The 17,836-nt window shown below is 73.9% G+C and carries 15 protein-coding genes; 14 read left to right on the forward strand and 1 reads right to left on the reverse strand.

The window, feature by feature from the left end; translation table 11 throughout:
- Positions 1 to 33: 33 nt before the first annotated feature.
- Positions 34 to 867 carry a spermidine synthase gene (locus tag HMPREF3159_RS00145; RefSeq protein WP_070499006.1) on the reverse strand — a complete coding sequence of 278 codons (834 nt, stop codon included), beginning with the start codon at positions 865 to 867 and terminating at the stop codon, positions 34 to 36.
- Positions 868 to 1,067: 200 nt separating this feature from the next.
- Between HMPREF3159_RS00145 and HMPREF3159_RS00150 the strand changes: the two genes are divergently transcribed.
- The 14 genes from HMPREF3159_RS00150 (at position 1,068) to murC (ending at position 17,772) form a co-directional block, all read left to right on the forward strand.
- On the forward strand, positions 1,068 to 1,559 hold the full coding sequence (locus tag HMPREF3159_RS00150) for an SAV_6107 family HEPN domain-containing protein (RefSeq protein WP_070499007.1): 492 nt from the start codon (positions 1,068 to 1,070) through the stop codon (positions 1,557 to 1,559).
- 46 nt (positions 1,560 to 1,605) lie between these two features.
- Positions 1,606 to 2,871: a DNA polymerase IV gene (gene dinB / locus HMPREF3159_RS00155; protein WP_070499008.1), complete on the forward strand. Its 1,266-nt coding sequence runs from the start codon at positions 1,606 to 1,608 to the stop codon at positions 2,869 to 2,871.
- A 139-nt stretch (positions 2,872 to 3,010) separates the two neighbouring features.
- Positions 3,011 to 3,418 carry a DUF3040 domain-containing protein gene (locus tag HMPREF3159_RS00160; RefSeq protein ID WP_070499009.1) on the forward strand — a complete coding sequence of 136 codons (408 nt, stop codon included), beginning with the start codon at positions 3,011 to 3,013 and terminating at the stop codon, positions 3,416 to 3,418.
- A gap of 614 nt (positions 3,419 to 4,032) precedes the next feature.
- Positions 4,033 to 4,464 carry a division/cell wall cluster transcriptional repressor MraZ gene (mraZ, locus tag HMPREF3159_RS00165; RefSeq protein ID WP_010551419.1) on the forward strand — a complete coding sequence of 144 codons (432 nt, stop codon included), beginning with the start codon at positions 4,033 to 4,035 and terminating at the stop codon, positions 4,462 to 4,464.
- 186 nt (positions 4,465 to 4,650) lie between these two features.
- The gene (gene rsmH / locus HMPREF3159_RS00170) at positions 4,651 to 5,649 is read left to right on the forward strand and encodes a 16S rRNA (cytosine(1402)-N(4))-methyltransferase RsmH (RefSeq protein WP_070499010.1); all 999 of its coding nucleotides are present in this window, start codon (positions 4,651 to 4,653) and stop codon (positions 5,647 to 5,649) included.
- A gap of 1 nt (position 5,650) precedes the next feature.
- Positions 5,651 to 6,169: a cell division protein FtsL gene (locus tag HMPREF3159_RS00175; RefSeq protein ID WP_070499011.1), complete on the forward strand. Its 519-nt coding sequence runs from the start codon at positions 5,651 to 5,653 to the stop codon at positions 6,167 to 6,169.
- A 108-nt stretch (positions 6,170 to 6,277) separates the two neighbouring features.
- Positions 6,278 to 7,996, forward strand: a complete 1,719-nt coding sequence (locus tag HMPREF3159_RS00180) for a peptidoglycan D,D-transpeptidase FtsI family protein (RefSeq protein WP_070499012.1) — start codon at positions 6,278 to 6,280, stop codon at positions 7,994 to 7,996.
- An 8-nt stretch (positions 7,997 to 8,004) separates the two neighbouring features.
- Entirely contained in the window at positions 8,005 to 9,597 is a 1,593-nt protein-coding gene (locus tag HMPREF3159_RS00185; protein ID WP_070499013.1) for a UDP-N-acetylmuramoyl-L-alanyl-D-glutamate--2,6-diaminopimelate ligase, read from the forward strand.
- A gap of 2 nt (positions 9,598 to 9,599) precedes the next feature.
- Positions 9,600 to 11,063, forward strand: coding sequence for a UDP-N-acetylmuramoyl-tripeptide--D-alanyl-D-alanine ligase (gene murF / locus HMPREF3159_RS00190; protein ID WP_070499014.1), 1,464 nt, complete (start codon positions 9,600 to 9,602; stop codon positions 11,061 to 11,063).
- Positions 11,060 to 12,160: a phospho-N-acetylmuramoyl-pentapeptide-transferase gene (gene mraY / locus HMPREF3159_RS00195; protein WP_070499015.1), complete on the forward strand. Its 1,101-nt coding sequence runs from the start codon at positions 11,060 to 11,062 to the stop codon at positions 12,158 to 12,160. Before murF ends, mraY begins: the two co-directional genes overlap by 4 nt.
- Positions 12,157 to 13,674 (forward strand): UDP-N-acetylmuramoyl-L-alanine--D-glutamate ligase, encoded by a 1,518-nt coding sequence (gene murD / locus HMPREF3159_RS00200; RefSeq protein WP_070499016.1) that lies wholly within the window; start codon positions 12,157 to 12,159, stop codon positions 13,672 to 13,674. The genes mraY and murD overlap by 4 nt, the downstream gene beginning before the upstream one ends.
- Positions 13,671 to 15,143, forward strand: a complete 1,473-nt coding sequence (ftsW, locus tag HMPREF3159_RS00205) for a putative lipid II flippase FtsW (RefSeq protein ID WP_070499017.1) — start codon at positions 13,671 to 13,673, stop codon at positions 15,141 to 15,143. The genes murD and ftsW overlap by 4 nt, the downstream gene beginning before the upstream one ends.
- Positions 15,140 to 16,228, forward strand: a complete 1,089-nt coding sequence (gene murG, locus HMPREF3159_RS00210; RefSeq protein WP_070499018.1) for an undecaprenyldiphospho-muramoylpentapeptide beta-N-acetylglucosaminyltransferase — start codon at positions 15,140 to 15,142, stop codon at positions 16,226 to 16,228. Before ftsW ends, murG begins: the two co-directional genes overlap by 4 nt.
- A gap of 35 nt (positions 16,229 to 16,263) precedes the next feature.
- Positions 16,264 to 17,772, forward strand: a complete 1,509-nt coding sequence (gene murC, locus HMPREF3159_RS00215) for a UDP-N-acetylmuramate--L-alanine ligase (protein ID WP_070499019.1) — start codon at positions 16,264 to 16,266, stop codon at positions 17,770 to 17,772.
- Positions 17,773 to 17,836: the final 64 nt, after the last annotated feature.

Here is a 17,836-nt window from a genome sequence, read left to right on the forward strand (position 1 = left end):
CGCCGGGGCCGTGCCGGGACCCGCGCCGACGGGTCAGTCGCCGCCCAGCACCGTCCCGGCCCGGGCCAGGGCGAGCACCCGGTCCTGCCGGGCGAGCCGCACCGAGACCGCATCCGAGCGCAGGGCCCGGTCGATGCCGTCGGGCAGCGGTCGCTGGGAGGCCAGAAGCACGCAGTTCCCGCGGCGCTTGCCGGTCAGATGCGCCGGCTCGGCGATGACGCCGACGTGGGAGAAGACCGCCGAGAGCGTCGCGACCTCGTCGGCCAGCAGCCGCGTCCCGGGCGGTGCGGCGCAGTTGGCGAGATAGAGGCCCCCGGGGCGCAGCACCCGCGCCGCATCGCGGACCGCCGCGAGCCCGATCAGCTCGGGCGGGGTGACCGAGCCGGCGAAGACGTCCCTGACCAGCACGTCGAAGCGATCCTCACGCCAGTCCGCGAGGGCAGTGCGCGCATCGTCGACCCGCAGCCGCAGCCGGGGCGAGCGCGGCAGGTCGAACCACTCCCGCACCCGCTCGGCCAGCAGCGCGTCGAGCTCCACCACGATCTGCCGTGCACGGGGGTGGCGGGACGCGACGGCGCGGGGGAGGGAGCAGCCGCCGCCTCCGAGATGGGCGAGCTGGGCGGCGCGCTCCTCGTCGGACTCCTCGAGAAGGAGGTCGATCACCTGCAGCATCCAGCGCATGTACTCGAACACCAGGTGCTCCGGATCGGGATGCAGGTGCGAGGAGGGGACGCCGTTGACGTCCAGCAGGACCGACCCGTCGGTCTCGACCGTGAGCCGCGCGGTGCCGGTGGAGATGGGGATCGCCGTGTCCAGCGGGCCGAGGCTGTCGAAGGGGGCGCGCGGGGCGCGATCACGGCGGGGCATCGCACCACTCTAGGAGACGCTGCCGCGGAGGTCCGTGCGGCCCACCTCTCCTCCCCAGCCCCCGCTCGTCCCCAGCGAGGCCGTCGCGGGCGTCGTCCGTCACACCCTCCGCCTAGCGTTCGGGGCACGAGGTCGGGACGAGACCGGCCGGCACCGGACACCCCGCCCGACGGGCGGCACCGAGCAGGAGGAGGAGCGCGATGGGCACCACCACGGCACGCAGCGGAGGGCGGCACCCCGAGACGGTCCTGCGCTCGGACGCCCGCTCCCTGAGGCTGCTCCTCGCCCGGCTCGATCAGGACCAGGCCGATCTCGAGCGCGCGCGGCAGCTGCTCCAGCAGGGACGGGAGCTCGCCCCCGTCGACCCTCGCGAGGCCTTCGAGCTCGTGCACCGCGCCGCGCTCCGCGGCGCCGGGGTGCTCGTCGCCCGCGCGAACCGCGAGCGCCGGCGGGCGCTGCCGCTGAACGTGTGGACCGCGCTGGAGCGGCTGGGAGGGGAGGAGGCCCGGCGTGCGGAGACGCTCGGTCCCCTGGTCGCCGAGCGCACCCGGCTGGACCGGGACACCTCGGCGCTGCCGGAGCCCGAGCTGCTCGCCCAGCACATGGAGGGGACCGCGGCCCATCTCGACCGCGTCGCCGAGAAGCTCCTCGAGGGCCTGCCCGTCCCGCTCGCGGAGCTGTCCGAGGGCTGAGCGTCCCCGCGCCCGCCCCGGTACAGTCCTCGGCGAGGAGGTGGCGATGGGAACGGGTGCGCGCACAGTCCGCACGGCGGACGGACCGGAGGAGATCCCAGGGATCCTCCACCTGGACATGGACGCCTTCTTCGCCTCCGTCGAGGTGCGCGACGATCCGTCGCTGCGCGGCCTGCCCGTCGTGGTCGGAGGCGCCGGCGCCCGGGGAGTCGTCGCCGCGGCGAGCTATCCCGCCCGCGCCCGCGGCATCCGTTCTGCGATGCCCATGGCGAGCGCCCGCCGCCTTGCCCCCGACCTCGTGATCGTCCCGCCCCGGATCGCGCACTACCGCGAGGTCTCCTCCCAGGTGATGGCGATCCTCGGTGACGTCGTGGCGGATATCGAGCAGATCAGCGTCGACGAGGCCTTCCTCGACGTGCGCGGTGCGCGCCGGCTCTTCGGCGAGCCCGTCGAGATCGCCGACCTGCTGCGGCGACGCATCCGCGAGGAGCTCGCGCTGCCCAGCTCGGTGGGCGGCTCGGTCTCCCGGGCCGTCGCGAAGATCGCCTCCGCCCGGGCGAAGCCCGACGGGATGCTGATCGTTCCCGCCGACCGGACGGCCGAGTTCCTCGCCCCCCTGCCCGTCGGCGCGATCTCCGGCGTCGGCCCCAAGGCCCAGGCGGCCCTCGAACGGCTCGGCGTGCGCACCATCGGACAGCTGCGGGAGGTCCCCACCAGCACCCTCGCCCGTGCGCTCGGCCCGCGTACCCCCGAGATCCTCGCGCTCGCCGACGGCAGCGACCGCACCGGGCTCGGACACCGCACGAAGGACCGGTCGCTCGGCACGGAGCGGACCTGGGACGAGGACCTCACCGACCCCGCTGAGGTGCGGCGGCGCATCACGATGATGGCCGACGAGGTCTCCCGGCAGCTGCGTCGCTCGGGCTTCGTCTCCCGCACCGTCGTGCTCAAGCTCCGCGCCCCCGACGGCACGACGCTCTCCCGCTCCTCCACCTTCGACCAGCCCACCGCGAGCGGCGAACGACTGAGGGAGCATGTGGTGGCGCTCTGGGAGAGGGAGCGCCCGACGATGCGCAGGGTGCGGCTCGCCGGGGTCCGCGCGACCCAGCTCGAGCCCGCCGCCGGGGTGCCCCTGCAGTCGGAGCTCAGCGCGAGGCCGGCGGGCTGGACCGATCTGGAGGCAGCGATGGACCGTGCCCGCGACCGCTTCGGCAGCGCGAGCCTGAGCAGAGGGTCCACCCTCGAGCCGGGGCGTGCCGAGGCACCGCCGACGGAGTCGCCCGCGCCGGGGGAGTCGTCACCGCGACGGTGAGCGGAGGCGCCTCGCACAGATGGTTCCCATAACTCAGGAAGACGCTCTAAACTGGATGAACCGCCGACGGGGCTGTTGGCCTCCGGCGGGTGCACCGGGCGCCGCAGGGCGCGAGAGGACGGGGACAAGGAGCGGGACCATGCCGCTGTCTGAACACGAGCAGAAGATGCTCGACGAGATGGAGCGTCAGCTCTTCGCCGACGATCCGCGCCTCGCACGTGCCTTCGCTCCCAAGGCGCCGCCGCGACGCAACGGTCGCCGCATCCTGATCGGCCTCGGAGCCGTCGTGCTGGGCCTCGCCCTGCTCGTCCTGGCCGTGGCCCTCCCGGCGATCTGGCTCGGCGTGATCGCCTTCATCGGCATGGTGGCCGGTGCGGTCTACGCCATCACCGGCCCCAGCGGCACCTCCTCCGGCACCGGCAGCTCGGGAGGCGGTCCCGGCGGCGGTCGGGGGCCGACGGCCCCCGGCACCGGCGACGGCGGCAGCTTCATGCGCAAGATGGAGGAGCGCTGGGAGAAGCGCGCGGGGGACGACCCGCGCCTCTGACCGTCCGGCTCCCGGCCGCGGTCGCCCCGCTACTCCGCACCGTCCTGCGGCGCCCCGCGGCCCGCCCCTGATTCCCCGAAGCCCCGGCTCCTCGAGCCGGGGCTTCGTCGTTCCCGGGATCGGCGCCTCTGCCGCCGCCGCTCCGTCGACCGCGCGGACGGTCCCCACCTCGCTCCACCGCCCTGTCGCGGGGCGACCCGGCCCGGCCGCCCGGTCGGCCCCCACCCTTTCCCGGCGCTCCTGCGGCCCCGTCCCCGTCCCGCTCCCGGCGACTCCCCACATCGCTCCACCGGTGTCCTCCACCTCCCTCCACCCCGGGTCCCGGGGCGCCCGCCCCGAAGGCTCCGATCTGCTGACCTGGGCAGATGCCGTGGAGCGGTGGGGGAGGGGTGCGCTGTCGGCCGGGATCCTGGGCCCCGCAGCGCCCTCGCACCGCGCCCGGACGCGAGATTCCCCCCACCTCGCTCCACTCTCCTGACCTGTAGTGACCCAACACTCGTGCCCCGATTTCCCCGTTCCTGTGGCCATTGGTGGGGGGTGGTGGGGTAAAGTGGAGCGTGTTGGGAGGAGATGGAGATCGGATCGCGAGTCACGGCGACTGAAGGAGGCTGCGGATGTTCCTCGGCACCTTCACGCCCAAGCTCGACGAGAAGAGCCGACTGATCTTCCCGGCCAAGTTCCGCGACGAGCTCGCCTCGGGACTGGTCATGACTCGTGGACAGGAGCACTGCATCGCCGTGTACCCGCTCATGGAGTTCCGCCAGAAGCTCGAGGAGGCCCGTCGGGCGCCCACGACCGACCGACGCACCCGCGACTACCTGCGAGTGCTGATGTCCGGTGCGGAGGACGTCATCCCGGACAAGCAGGGCCGCATCACCATCCCGAGCCATCTGCGCACCTACGCGGGGCTGGATCGGGAGTGCGCCGTCATCGGCGCGCTCGACCGGCTCGAGATCTGGTCGCTCCCGGCCTGGGAGACCTACCTCGAGCAGAAGGAGGAGGGCTTCGCCGAGACCTCCGAGGAGGTGATCCCCGGCCTGTTCTGAGCCCGGCCACGAGGACATCCGTCCTGTGAGACCTCTCGTCGTTCCCGCCCCGACGCAACTTCCCCGGTGGCGGGTCGGGAACGACGGGGAATCTGACAGGACGGCAGCGCCCAGGGGGCGCCGGCCGGCGTCCGGACCGAGACCGCAGCGCATCGCACGAGAGCACGACCCGAGGGGAGGGGCGAGATGGACGACACCACGCACGGCGACCTGCCGGCCGAGCAGAGGCACCTCCCGGTCCTGCTCGAGACCTCGGTCCAGCTGCTCGCCCCGGCGCTGCAGGAGCCCGGGTCGGTCCACATCGACGCGACCCTCGGCATGGGCGGCCACGCCGCCGCCGTGCTGCACGCCGCACCGAAGGCCCGGCTGGTCGGCATCGACCGCGACCCGCAGGCGCTCGCGCTGGCCCGGGAGCGCCTGGACCGCGAGGGCGTCGGCGACCGCGCCACCCTCGTCCACGCCACCTACGACGAGATCCCCGAGGTGCTCGCCGAGCTCGACCTGCCCGGCGCCCACGGCGTGATGATGGACCTGGGGCTCTCCAGCTTCCAGATCGACACCGCGGAGCGAGGCTTCTCCTACTCCGTCGACGCGCCGCTGGACATGCGCATGGACGCCACCTCCGACGGCCCCACCGCCGCGGACCTGCTGCGCGAGCTGCCCGAGGCCGAGATCGCCCGCATCCTCCACGACCTCGGCGACGAGCGCTTCGCCCGCCGGATCGCCCGCCGCATCGTCGAGCAGCGCGAGACCGCGCCGCTGGCCCGCTCCGGCGAGCTCGTCGAGCTGCTGGAGAAGGCGATCCCGGCTGCCTCGAAGGCCAGCGGAGGCCACCCTGCCAAGCGCACCTTCCAGGCCCTGCGCATCGCCGTCAACGAGGAGCTCGAGATCCTCGCCTCCGCGATCGAGGCGGCGCTGGACTGCCTCCACGTCGGCGGCCGCATCGTCGTGGAGTCCTACCACTCCGGCGAGGACCGTCTCGTCAAGACGGCCTTCACCCGCCGCACCCGTTCCTCGGCCCCGCCCGGACTCCCGGTCGAGCTCGAGGAGCACAAGCCCACCTTCACCCCGCTCGTCCGCGGCGCGCTCCAGGCCGACGAGGACGAACGGAGTGGCAATACCCGTGCCGCGTCCGTCCGACTGCGAGCATTGACCCGAACCCGTTCCGCCGAGAGAGCACACTGAGATGGCCAGCACGTCCGCCGTTCATGCGCCCGCGATCCGCCCTGCTCGCGGAACGCGCACCGCCCAGACCGCCCGGCCCCGCCTCACCGTCGTCTCCACGCCGAAGACGGGCGGCAGCTCGATGCCGTTCGCGCTGCTGTGCACGCTCATCGTCACCGCGACCCTCGCCGCGCTGCTGTTCATGAACATCCAGATGTCCGACGCGAGCTACGAGATCACCCGGCTCCAGGGCCAATCACAGCGGCTGACCGAGGAGAGCCAGGGCCTCCAGGAGACCAACGAGCGCCTCGGCACCCCGCAGGAGCTCGAGCGCCAGGCGCGCGAGATCGGGATGGTCCCGGTGTCGGATCCGGCATATATCGACCTCGACACGGGCCAGATCATCGGCGAGACGGCCCCGGCGGAGCAGACTGGGGGGACGCCGGAGCTGGCGGACGTGCCTGCCGAGGTGGCGGTCCCGCCGGCGCAGATCTACGACGAGCCCACCGAGTACCACGGCATGGGCAACGAAGGGGCCTGACACATGTCGCCATCGCGCAGGAACGGCCGGTCCAGCACCTCCCGCTCCGCGGGAGGTGCTGGTCGTCCACGCCCCGGCGGCGGCGCGATCCGGCTCCCGCAGGCCCGCGTGGGGGACCCCTCCACCCGTCATCGCCTCCTGATCAGCCTGGTCCTGGTCGCCGTGCTCGCCCTCTCCGGCCGCCTGGTCTGGGTGCAGGGCCTGGACGCGAGCGCCCGGGCCGAGGAGGCGATCGCCCAGCGCACCGTCACCCGGTCGATCCCCGCACTGCGCGGTGACATCACCGACCGCAACGGCACCGTGCTGGCCAGCTCCGTGCAGCGCTACGACCTCTGGGTCAACCAGACCCAGGTCGACGACTACCTCGCGAACTCGAAGACCGCCGAGGTCACCGGCGTGGAGGCCGCGGCGCGGGAGCTCGCGCCGGTGCTCGGCTGGAGCGTGGGCGAGACCGAGGAGGCGCTGACCGGCGAGGCCGGCTTCGCGTACCTCCGCAAGAACGTGGAGCCCGCCGTGCGGGACGCCGCGATCGCGCTGGGCATCCCCGGCATCGGCGCGGATTCGGTCGCCGATCGGATCTACCCCGCCGGCTCCGTGGCGGGCAACGTGCTCGGCTTCGTCGGCGCCGACGGCACGGCCCTGGCCGGCACCGAGCTCTCCTTCGACGACGAGCTCGCCGGTACCGACGGCAAGACCACCTACGAGCGCGGCGCCCAGGGGCAGATCATCCCCACCGGCAAGCAGGAGACGACCCCCGCCGTCGACGGCAGCGATGTCGTGCTCACCCTGGACCGCGACCTGCAGTGGAAGGCGCAGCAGGTGATCGCCAGCTCCGTCGAGCAGTGGGGCGCCACCGGCGGCAGCGCCGTGGCCTACAACGCCCGCACCGGCGAGGTGCTGGCCCTGGCGGAGTCCCCGACCTACGACCCGAACTCACCGGGCGACGCCGATGCCGAGGACCTCGGCAACCGCGCGATCTCGAGCGTCTTCGAACCGGGCTCCACCGGCAAGCTCTTCACCATCGCCGCCGCGATCGAGGAGGGCACCGTCACGCCCGAGTCCCAGTACGACGTCCCCTACGAGAAGTACTTCGAGGGCGAGCGCATCAAGGACTCCCACAGCCACCCCGACCAGCGGCTCACCCTCGCCGGCGTGCTGAAGAACAGCTCCAACGTCGGCACCGTGCAGATCTCCGAGACGCTCACCCCCGAGGTGCGCCACGACTACCTCCTCGCCTTCGGGCTGGGGCAGAAGACCGGGGCCGAGCTGCCCGGCGAGTCCGCCGGCATCGTCCACCCCGCCTCGGACTGGACCGGCCGCACCCGCTACACCACCTCCTTCGGCCAGGGCTACAGCGTCAACGCCCTCCAGATGGTCTCGGCCGTCGGCACCTTCGCGAACGACGGCGTGCGCGTCCAGCCCTCGCTGATCTCCGGCGTCAAGGAGGCCGACGGCTCGGTGCGCCCCCTCGGCGAGCCCGAGAGCACCCGTGTCGTCTCGAGCGAGACCGCGGCCACGATGCGGGCGCTGATGGACAACGCCGTGGACGACGAGACCTCGAGCGCCGCGGTGAGCGGCTACGCGGTCGCCGGCAAGACCGGCACCGCCCAGGTCCCCGACGGCACCTACACCGCCTCCTTCATCGGCTTCGCCCCCGCCGACGACCCCGAGATCGTCATCGGCGTCTTCCTCTTCGGCCTGGACACCTTCATCTCGGGCTCCCAGGCCGCCGCCCCCGCCTTCTCCGAGCTGACCACCTTCACGCTCCAGAACCAGGGCATCGCCCCGACGGGCGTGCCCGCCCGTCAGCTCGAGAACGAGTGGTGAGGACACCCATGAGCGAGACCCCTGTGCCCCAGCACGAGCCTGCCCGCCCGCGCCGCCCCCGCGGCGCGAGCGTCGCCGAGCTCGCCTCCGCCCTGGGCGCCGCGCCCCACGACCCCGGTGACGACGCCCTGCGCCTGACCGGCGTCACCCTCGACTCCCGCTCCGTGGAGCCCGGAGATCTGTGGAGCGCGCTGCCCGGCCAGGTCACCCACGGCGCCCGGTTCGCCGCCCAGGCCGTCGAGCGGGGCGCCGCCCTCGCCCTGACCGACGAGGACGGCAGCGCGCTCTGCGCCGATGCGGGCCTGCCCGCCCTCGTCGTCCCCGACCCCCGTGCCGCCACCGCGACCGCCGCCGCCCTGGTCCAGGGCCGGCCCGCGGAGCGCCTCGCGACCGTCGGCGTGACCGGCACCAACGGCAAGACCTCGATCACCACCGCGATCACCCGCACCCTGCTCGCCCTCGGCGTTCCCGCCGGGGTGATCGGCACGAGCGGCACCAGCTACCGCGACGCCCGCGGCGCGGACCACACGGTGGCGACCGTGCGCACCACCCCCGAGGCGCCCGAGCTGCACGGGATCCTCGCCCGCATGGCCGAGGACGAGGTCGCCGTCGCCTCGATGGAGGTCTCCAGCCACGCGCTCGTCCTCCACCGCGCCGACGAGGTGGTCTTCGACGTCGCGTGCTTCACCAACCTCACCCAGGACCACCTCGACTTCCACGGCACGATGGAGGAGTACTACAGGGCCAAGCGCCTGCTGTTCACCCCCGAGCACGCCCGGCGTGGAGTCGTCTGCGTGGACGACGAGTGGGGCCGCCGCCTCGCCCGCGAGGCGACGATCCCCGTCACCACCTACGCGACCCTGCCCGGCGTCGAGGCGGACCATCGCGCCGTCGCCGCGCACTCCGAGGGGTACGGCAGCACCGTCACCGTGCACGGCCCCGAGGGGGAGCGCACCCTGCACGCCGCGCTGCCCGGCCGTCACTACGTCGCCAACACCCTCGCCGCCGAGCTGCTGCTCGCCGCGATCGGGCGCTCCGGCCCGGAGGTCGTGGAGGCCCTCGCGACCGAGGGCACCGTCCCCGGCCGGATGGAGCTCGTCGCCGACGACGGGGTGCGCGGGATCGTGGACTACTCCCACACCGCCGACGCCCTCGAGCAGGCCCTGACCACCCTGCGCGCCGTGCCCGGCACGCGCCGCCTCGTGGTCGTCATGGGCGCCGGCGGGGACCGCGACCGCACCAAGCGGCCCCGGATGGGCGAGGTCGCCGCCCGTCTGGCCGACGTGGTCATCGTCACGGACGACAACCCCCGCACCGAGGACCCCGCGAGCATCCGCGCCGAGGTCCTCGCCGGCATCCCCGAGGACGCGAACGCGCAGGTCCACGAGGTGGACGGGCGCGGCGCCGCGATCGAGCTGGCCGCCTCCCTGGCCGACGTGTCCGACACCATCCTGGTGGCGGGCAAGGGAGCCGAGACGGGCCAGCAGATCGGGGGTATCGTCCATCCGTTCGACGACCGTCTCCGGCTGCGCGACGCGCTGCACACGGCACGGTCGACGCCCGGACGGGTCGATGCCGACGACATGGACGAAGGACGCTGAGCATGCTCCAGATCACGACACGGGAGATCGCCGAGATCACCGGCGGGACCCTCGTGGGCGGCGCGACCGGTGACGAGACCGTCACCGGCACCGCACGCATCGACTCCCGCGAGGCGGCACCCGGCGACCTGTTCGCCGCCTTCCCCGGCGAGCACGTCGACGGTCACGACTACCTCGAGGCCGCCCGCACCGCCGGCGCCGCCGCCGCGCTCGTCACCGAGGACCGCGGCGTGCCCGCCGTCCAGGTCGCCGACGTGCGCACCGCCCTGTCCGATCTCGCCCGCGCCCAGCTCGAGCGCGCCCGCACCGAGAACCCCGAGCTCGTCGTCCTCGCCGTCACCGGCAGCGCCGGCAAGACCGGCACCAAGGACCTGCTCGGCACGATCCTCACCCCCGCCGGGGAGACCATCGCCCCCGCCGGCACGTTCAACAACGAGCTCGGCCTGCCGCTGACCGTGCTGCGCCTGACCGCATCCACCCGCTTCCTCGTGCTGGAGATGGGTGCGCGCGGCATCGGCCACATCGCCCAGCTCACCGCCATCGCACGCCCCGACATCTCGCTCGTCCTGAACGTCGGCTCCGCCCATCTCGGCGAGTTCGGCAGCGTCGAGGCGATCGCTACGGCCAAGGGCGAGCTGGTCGAGGCGCTCGCCCCCGGAGGCCGCGCGATCCTGAACGCCGAGGACCGGCTCGTCGCCGGGATGGCCGAGCGCTCCGCCGCCCCGGTCCTCACCTGGGGCTTCCACGAGGGGACGGTGCGGGGCACCGACCTCACCCTGGACGACCGTGCCCGCATCGGCTTCGACCTCGTCGTCCCCGACGGGCTGACCGCCCTCGACGGCACCCCGATCCCCTCCGGCACCTTCCCCGTCCGCCCCGACCTGCTCGGCGATCACCAGGCCGCGAACGTGCTGGCGGCCCTCACCGGGGCGCTGGCCGCGGGCGTCGACCCCGCGGAGGCGGCCGCCTCGCTCGAGGGGGCGACGCTCGCCTCCGGCCACCGCATGGAGGTTCTCGAGGCCGGCGGTGCGCTCGTCATCAACGACGCCTACAACGCCAACCCCGACTCGATGCGGCATGCGCTGAAGACCCTCGCGCACCTCGGCCGCACCCGCCGCACCATCGCCGTGCTCGGCGAGATGCTCGAGCTCGGCCCGGACGCGGCACTGCTGCACGACGAGATCGGCCGCCTGGCGGTGCGGCTGAACATCTCCCAGCTCTATGTCGTGGGCGGCGGTGCGGCACCGATCCATCACGGGGCGAGCCTCGAGGGCAGCTTCGGCGGTGAGTCCGAGTACGTCGACACCGTGGACGAGGCGCTCGCTGTGCTGGAACGGACCGTGCGTCCCGGTGACGCGGTGCTGCTGAAGTCCTCCCGCGACGCGGGCCTGCGCTGGCTCGCCCAGCCGCTCGTGGAGGCGCTCGACCGGCACGCCGGGACCGACCAGACGGGAGACGATGCATGATCGCGATCATCATCGCGGGGGCGTTCGCCCTGGCCATGTCCATCTTCGGGACGCCGCTGTTCATCAAGGTGCTCGAGCGCCGCGGCTACGGACAGTTCGTCCGCGACGACGGCCCCACCTCCCACGCGACCAAGCGCGGCACGCCCACCATGGGCGGCGTCGCGATCATCCTCGCGGTGGTCCTGGCCTACTTCCTCACCCACCTCGTGCTGTGGACCTCGCCGAGCGTCTCCGTGGTGCTGGTGCTCTTCCTGATGGTGGGCCTCGGCGTCGTCGGCTTCCTCGACGACTACCTCAAGATCTCCCAGCAGGATTCCACGGGCCTGCGCCCCCGCTACAAGCTGGTGGGCCAGTTCCTGGTCGCGACCGGCTTCGCCGTGATGGCGCTGCTGTTCCCCGACGAGAACGGCAACGCTCCCGCCTCCACGCACATCTCCTTCGTCCGCGACATCCCCTGGCTCGACCTCGCCTTCGCCGGCTCGATCGTCGGCTTCCTGCTGTTCGCGATCTGGGCGAACTTCCTGGTCGCCGCATGGTCCAACGGCGTGAACCTCACCGACGGCCTCGACGGCCTCGCCAGCGGCGCGACCATCCTGTTCACCGCCGCCTACCTGATCATCAGCTTCTGGCAGTGGCGGCAGGTGTGCAGCGTCGACCTCGACGCCGGGGGACTGGTGCACTGCTACGACACCCGCGACCCGCTGGACATCGCGGTGCTGTGCGCGGCGATCATCGGCGCCTGCGTCGGCTTCCTGTGGTGGAACACCTCGCCCGCGAAGATCTTCATGGGCGACACCGGCTCCCTCGCCCTCGGCGGCGCGATCGCCGGCCTGACCATCGTCACCCGCACCGAGATCCTCGGCGCGATCATCGGCGGCCTCTTCGTGGTCATCTCGCTGTCCGTGATCATCCAGGTGACGAGCTTCAAGCTGACCGGCAAGCGCGTGTTCCGGATGGCGCCCCTGCAGCACCACTTCGAGCTCAAGGGCTGGAACGAGGTCACCATCGTGGTCCGCTTCTGGATCGTCGCCGGGATCCTCGCCGGCGTGGGCCTCGGCCTGTTCTATCTCGACGCCCTGCCGAGGCTCGCCTCATGACCGCCCCGGCGGGCGGCGCCCCCTCCCTCCCCGCCGAGGAGCGTCCCTGGCCGGGGATGGACGTGGCCGGGCTGCGGATCCTCGTCACCGGCTTCGGCGTCTCCGGCTACGCGATCGCCGACCAGACCATGCAGCGCGGCGCCCGCGTGCTCGTCGTCGACGGGGCGGACACCCCCGAGATCCGCGAGCGCGCCCGGATCCTCGAGGTGCTCGGGGTGGAGTTCCGCCTCGGCGCCGAGCACACCCGCGCCCTGCCCGAGGACCGCGAGATCGACCTCGTGGTCACCTCGCCCGGCTGGCGCCCCGACCAGCCGCTGCTCGCCGCCGCGGCCGCCCGCGGCGTCCCCGTGTGGAGCGAGGTCGAGCTCGCCCGTCGCATGCAGCCCGCCGACGGCCCCGCCTGGCTCGGCATCACCGGCACCAACGGCAAGACCACGACCGTCACCATGCTCGAGTCGATCCTGCGCGCCGCGGGCCTGCGCGCCGTCGCCTGCGGGAACGTGGGACTGCCCGTGATCGAGGCGGCCCTGGACCCCGAGGGCTTCGACGTGCTCGCGCTGGAGCTGTCCAGCTTCCAGCTGCACTGGACCGAGCACCTGGACTGCGAGGCCGCGGTGGTGCTGAACGTGAGCGCCGACCACCTCGACTGGCACGGCGGCGCCGAGGAGTACGCCCGCGCCAAGGGACGCATCTTCGAGGGCGTCCGCACCGCCTGCGTCTACAACACCGCCGATGAGACCACCCTGCACCTGGTCGAGGAGGCGGACGTCGTCGAGGGCGCCCGCGCCGTCGGCATCTCGCTGGGCGCCCCGGGCCTGTCCGAGCTCGGGATCATCGACGGCATCCTCGTCGACCGCGCCTTCCACCCCGAGCGCCGCAGCTCCGCCGCCGAGCTCGCCACCCTCGCCGACCTCGCCCACCTGGGCCCCCAGGGCGCCGGCCCCCACGTGCTCCTGGACGCCCTCGCCGCGGCCGCGCTCGCCCGCGCGCACGGCGTCCCGGCCCATGCCGTCCGCGACGGCCTGCGCGCCTACCGCATGGGCGCCCACCGCGCCCAGCACCTCGCCACCGTCGACGGCATCGGCTTCGTCGACGACACCAAGGCCACCAACCCCGCCGCCGCCGCGGCCTCCCTCCAGGCGGCCGAGCGCGTGGTCTGGATCGCCGGCGGCGACGTCAAGGGCGCCGATCTCGGCCCGCTCGTCGCCGCCGCCGCGGACCGCCTGGTCGGCGTCGTCCTGCTGGGCCTGGACCCCGCGCCCTTCACCGAGGCGCTCAGCCGACACGCCCCCGAGGTCCCCGTCCGGCGCATCGATCCGGGCGAGACTGACGACGTCGCCGCGCGCACCCGGCTGATGGAGGACGCGGTGCAGGCCGCCCGCTCCCTCGCCGCCGCAGGGGACGTGGTGCTGCTGGCCCCGGCCGCCGCCTCCATCGACCAGTTCCGTGACTACGCGGAACGGGGGGATCTGTTCGCCGCGGCCGTGACCCGACTGCCAGGAGAGCACGCATGACGATGGAGGACACCCGGCGCGACGTACGTCGCAGCACCTACTCCCGCCCGTCCGCCTCCGGCACGCGTCCCGCGGACCGCTCCACCTCCGTCGTCCGGCCCGACGAGGACCAGCCCCTGGGGAACATCTCCGGTCGGGTCCGCGAGGGCGTCGGCAGCTGGCTGCGCTCCCCGGCGCTGGACTTCTACGGCCTGATCGTCGTCGGCGCGATGCTGGTCGGCATCGGCCTGGTGATGGTGCTGTCCTCCTCCGCGGTCCTGAACATCTCCCGCGGCAACTCCGGCTACGCCGGCCTGGTCCGCCAAGGGACCTTCGCCGGGATGGGGCTCGTGCTGCTGATCATCGCCGCGGTGCTGCCGCCGGGCTTCTACCGGCGCGCCGCCTGGCCGCTGCTGGGCCTCGGGCTCCTGCTGCAGTGCCTGGTCTTCGTCCCCGGCCTCGGCGTCGCGGTGGACGGCAACCAGAACTGGATCATGATCGGCGGTCAGACGCTGCAGCCCTCGGAGTTCCTCAAGCTCGCCCTCGCCGTGTGGCTCGGGGCGCTGCTGTCGGTCAAGCGGCCGCTGCTCCACCGCCCCGCGCATCTGCTGTTCCCGCTGGTTCCCGGTGCCCTCCTGGCACTCGGTCTCGTGATGCTCGGGCATGACCTCGGGACCATGATGATCATGGCCATGCTGGTCGCCGGAGCGATGTGGGTGGCCGGCATCCCGCGTCGGTGGTTCGCCCTCGCCGGCGCCGCAGGGGTCATCGGGATCATCTTCCTCACCGTCACCAGCGCCAACCGCATGGCTCGCATCACGAACTGGATCCACGGGATCTGCGAGGGCGACTCCTGCTATCAGTCGGACCAGGGCCTGATGGGCCTGGCCGAGGGCGGCTGGTGGGGCGTCGGTCTCGGGGAGTCGCGGCAGAAGTGGGGACGTCTGCCCGCTGCCCAGGACGACTACATCTTCGCGATCATCGGCGAGGAGCTCGGCCTGATCGGCACCCTCGGCGTGCTCGCGCTGTTCACCGCGCTCGCCCTGATCATGTTCCGCATGATCACCCGGCTCGAGGATCACTTCATGCAGATCACCGTCGCGGGCATCAGCGCCTGGCTGCTCGGCCAGGCCGTCGTGAACATGATGGTGGTCACCGGGCTGCTGCCCGTGATCGGCGTGCCCCTGCCGTTCATCTCCTCGGGCGGCTCGGCCCTGCTCGCCTCGATGACCGCGCTCGGACTGCTGCTCTCCTTCGCCCGGCGCGAGCCCGGTGCGCAGGAGGCGATCAGCGCCCGCTTCGGGGCGGTGCGCCGCTCCGTCAGCGTCCAGCCCGCCCCGCGCGACAGCGCCCCTGCCGCCCGCCCCGCGAAGGCCGGACGCCGCGGGAAGGCCGGTCGCGCCGCGAAGGCCGGGCGCTCCTCGCGCTCGGGACGCTCCGCCTCGCGCCGCCGCCGCGGCGCCTCCAATCCCTCCCGGAGGACCCGATGACCCCCACCCCGCCCCGCATCCTCCTGGCCGGCGGCGGCAGCGCCGGACACGTCTCGCCGCTGCTGGCCACCGCCGCGCAGATCCGCCGGCGCAGCCCCGAGTCCGAGATCATCGTGCTCGGCACCGCCCAGGGGCTCGAGACGGACCTCGTCCCCGCCGCCGGGCTCGAGCTGGTCACCATCGAGAAGGTCCCCTTCCCGCGCCGCCCGAACGGGGCCGCGCTGCGCTTCCCCGGTCGCTTCGCCGGCACGCTGAAGGCCGTGCGCACCCTCCTGCGCGAGCGACGGATCGACGTGGTCGCCGGCTACGGCGGCTACGTCTGCCCGCCCGCCTATCTTGCCGCGGTCGCCCAGCGCCTGCCCGTCGTGATCCACGAGGCGAACCGTCGCCCGGGGCTCGCGAACCGCCTCGGCGCCCGCCGCGCCGCCGCCGTGCTCACCGCCTTCGAGGGCTCCACCCTCCCCGGTGCTCGCCGCATCGGCATGCCCATGCGCGAGGGGATCGCTCATCTCGACCGCGCCGCCCGCCGCACGGAGGCCGTCGCCGGCTACGGGCTGGACCCGTCCCGCCCCGTGCTGCTGGCCACCGGCGGGTCGCTGGGCGCCCAGCGTCTGAACGCCGCCGTCGGCGAGGCCGCCGAGGCCTTCACCGCCGCCGGCGCGCAGATCCTCCACGTCACCGGCCGCGGCAAGGCCGACGGCCTCGCCGAGAGGGACGGCTACCGGGTGCTGGAGTATGTCTCCGCCATGGAGGACGCCTATGCGGCCTCCGACCTCGCCCTCACCCGCTCGGGCGCCGGCACCGTCAGCGAGCTGACGGCCGTCGGGCTGCCCGCCGTGCTGGTCCCGCTCCCGATCGGCAACGGCGAGCAGGCGCTGAACGGGGAGGAGGTCGTCGCCGCCGGCGGCGCGCTGATGGTCCCCGACGCCGAGCTCGACGCGCAGCACCTGCGTGACCAGGTGCTTCCTCTCCTGTTGGACGACCGGCGGCGCGACGCGATGGCCGAGGCGGCGCGCGCCTTCGGCATCACGGACGCGGCCGAGGTGATGGCCGACGTCGTGATCGGCGTCGCACGCCGAGCCTGACCCGGCAGCGTCGAGCGCCCGGATACCGTGACCACATGACTCCCGCCTCCTCTCACGGCCCCGCACCCCGCACGATCCTGCGCCCCGGCGACGTGATCACCCGGCCGGACTGGCCGGAGGGGGAGAGCATCCGCTCGGTGCACGTGGTGCGGATCGGCGGCGCCGGCATGAGCGCCGTGGCCCGCCTCGCCCTCGAGGCCGGGCTCGCCGTGAGCGGGTCGGACTCCCAGGACGGCCAGTTCATCGCTCCGCTGCGCGAGGCCGGCGCCCGCATCGGCATCGGCTTCGACGCCGCGCTGCTCGCCGAGGACTGCGACCTCGTGATCGTCTCGACCGCCGTGCGCGCCGACAACCCCGAGGTCGCCGCCGCCCACGAGCGCGGCATCCCCGTCGTCCACCGCGCCGCGGCGCTCGCGGGCCTGCTCGGGGAGCGGGACCTGATCGCCGTCGCCGGCACCCACGGCAAGACCACCACCACCGGCATGGCCGTCGCCGCGCTGCGCGGCGCCTGGCAGGACCCGGCCTGGGCGCTCGGCGCGGCCGTGCCCGATCTGGGCCGCAACGCCGGCTTCGGGGAGCAGCCCGGCGGCAGCGGCCCGGACAGCCCCGCCGTCGTGGAGGCCGACGAGTCCGACGGCTCCTTCCTCGCCTTCGCCCCGCGCTCGATCGTCGTCACCAACCTCGAGCCCGACCACCTCGACTTCCACGGCGACGCCGAGACCCTGACCGCCGCCTTCGACGCGCTCGTGGACCGGCTGCGACCGGGCGGCACCCTCGTCGTCTGCGAGGACGACCCCGGCGCCGCCGCGCTCGGCGAGAGGGCCCGAACCCGGGGCGTCGCCGTCCAGGGCTACGGCACCGCCGAGTCCGCCGCGTGGACGCTGCGCGCCGAGCGCAGCGGGGCCCGCGGCGCCGAGGTCGAGATCGAGGGCCCCGCCGGCCCGCTGACCCTGTCCCTCGCCGTCACCGGCCACCACAACGTCCTCAACGCCGTCGGCGCCCTCGCCGCGACCGCCGCCGCGGACCCGTCCCTGGACCCCGCCCGCCTCGCCGCGGGCCTGGGCACCTTCACCGGCGCCTCCCGCCGCTTCGACGTGGCGGGCACCGCCGGGGGAGTGACCGTCGTGGACGACTACGCCCACCACCCCCGCGAGGTCGCCGCGACCCTGGACGCCGCCCGCGGGATCGTCGAGGCGCAGGAGACGCCGGGCCGCGTCCTCGCCGTCTTCCAGCCCCACCTCTTCTCCCGCACCCGCGACTTCGCCGCGGACTTCGCCGCCGCGCTCGAGGCCGCGGACCTCGCCTGGGTGATGCCCGTCTACGCCGCCCGCGAGGACCCCGACCCCGCCACCACCGCCCGGACCATCACCGGCCACGCGGGCGAGGCCGTGGTCCCCCTCGACGCCGACGCGCAGGTCCTCGACCTGGTCCCGGCCGCGGCCCGCCCCGGCGACCTGCTGCTGATGCTGGGCGCCGGAGACATCGTCGAGACGACCCCGACGCTGCTCGCTGCGCTCGAGACGGACCCCCGGGACCGCGCCTGATGGCACGCCGCCCCACCACGCCCCGACCGCGCCCCGGCACGGTCCGCCCGACGCCGCCCGCGGA

It is taken from the genome of Brachybacterium sp. HMSC06H03 (genome assembly GCF_001807385.1).
Lineage (GTDB): Bacteria > Actinomycetota > Actinomycetes > Actinomycetales > Dermabacteraceae > Brachybacterium > Brachybacterium conglomeratum.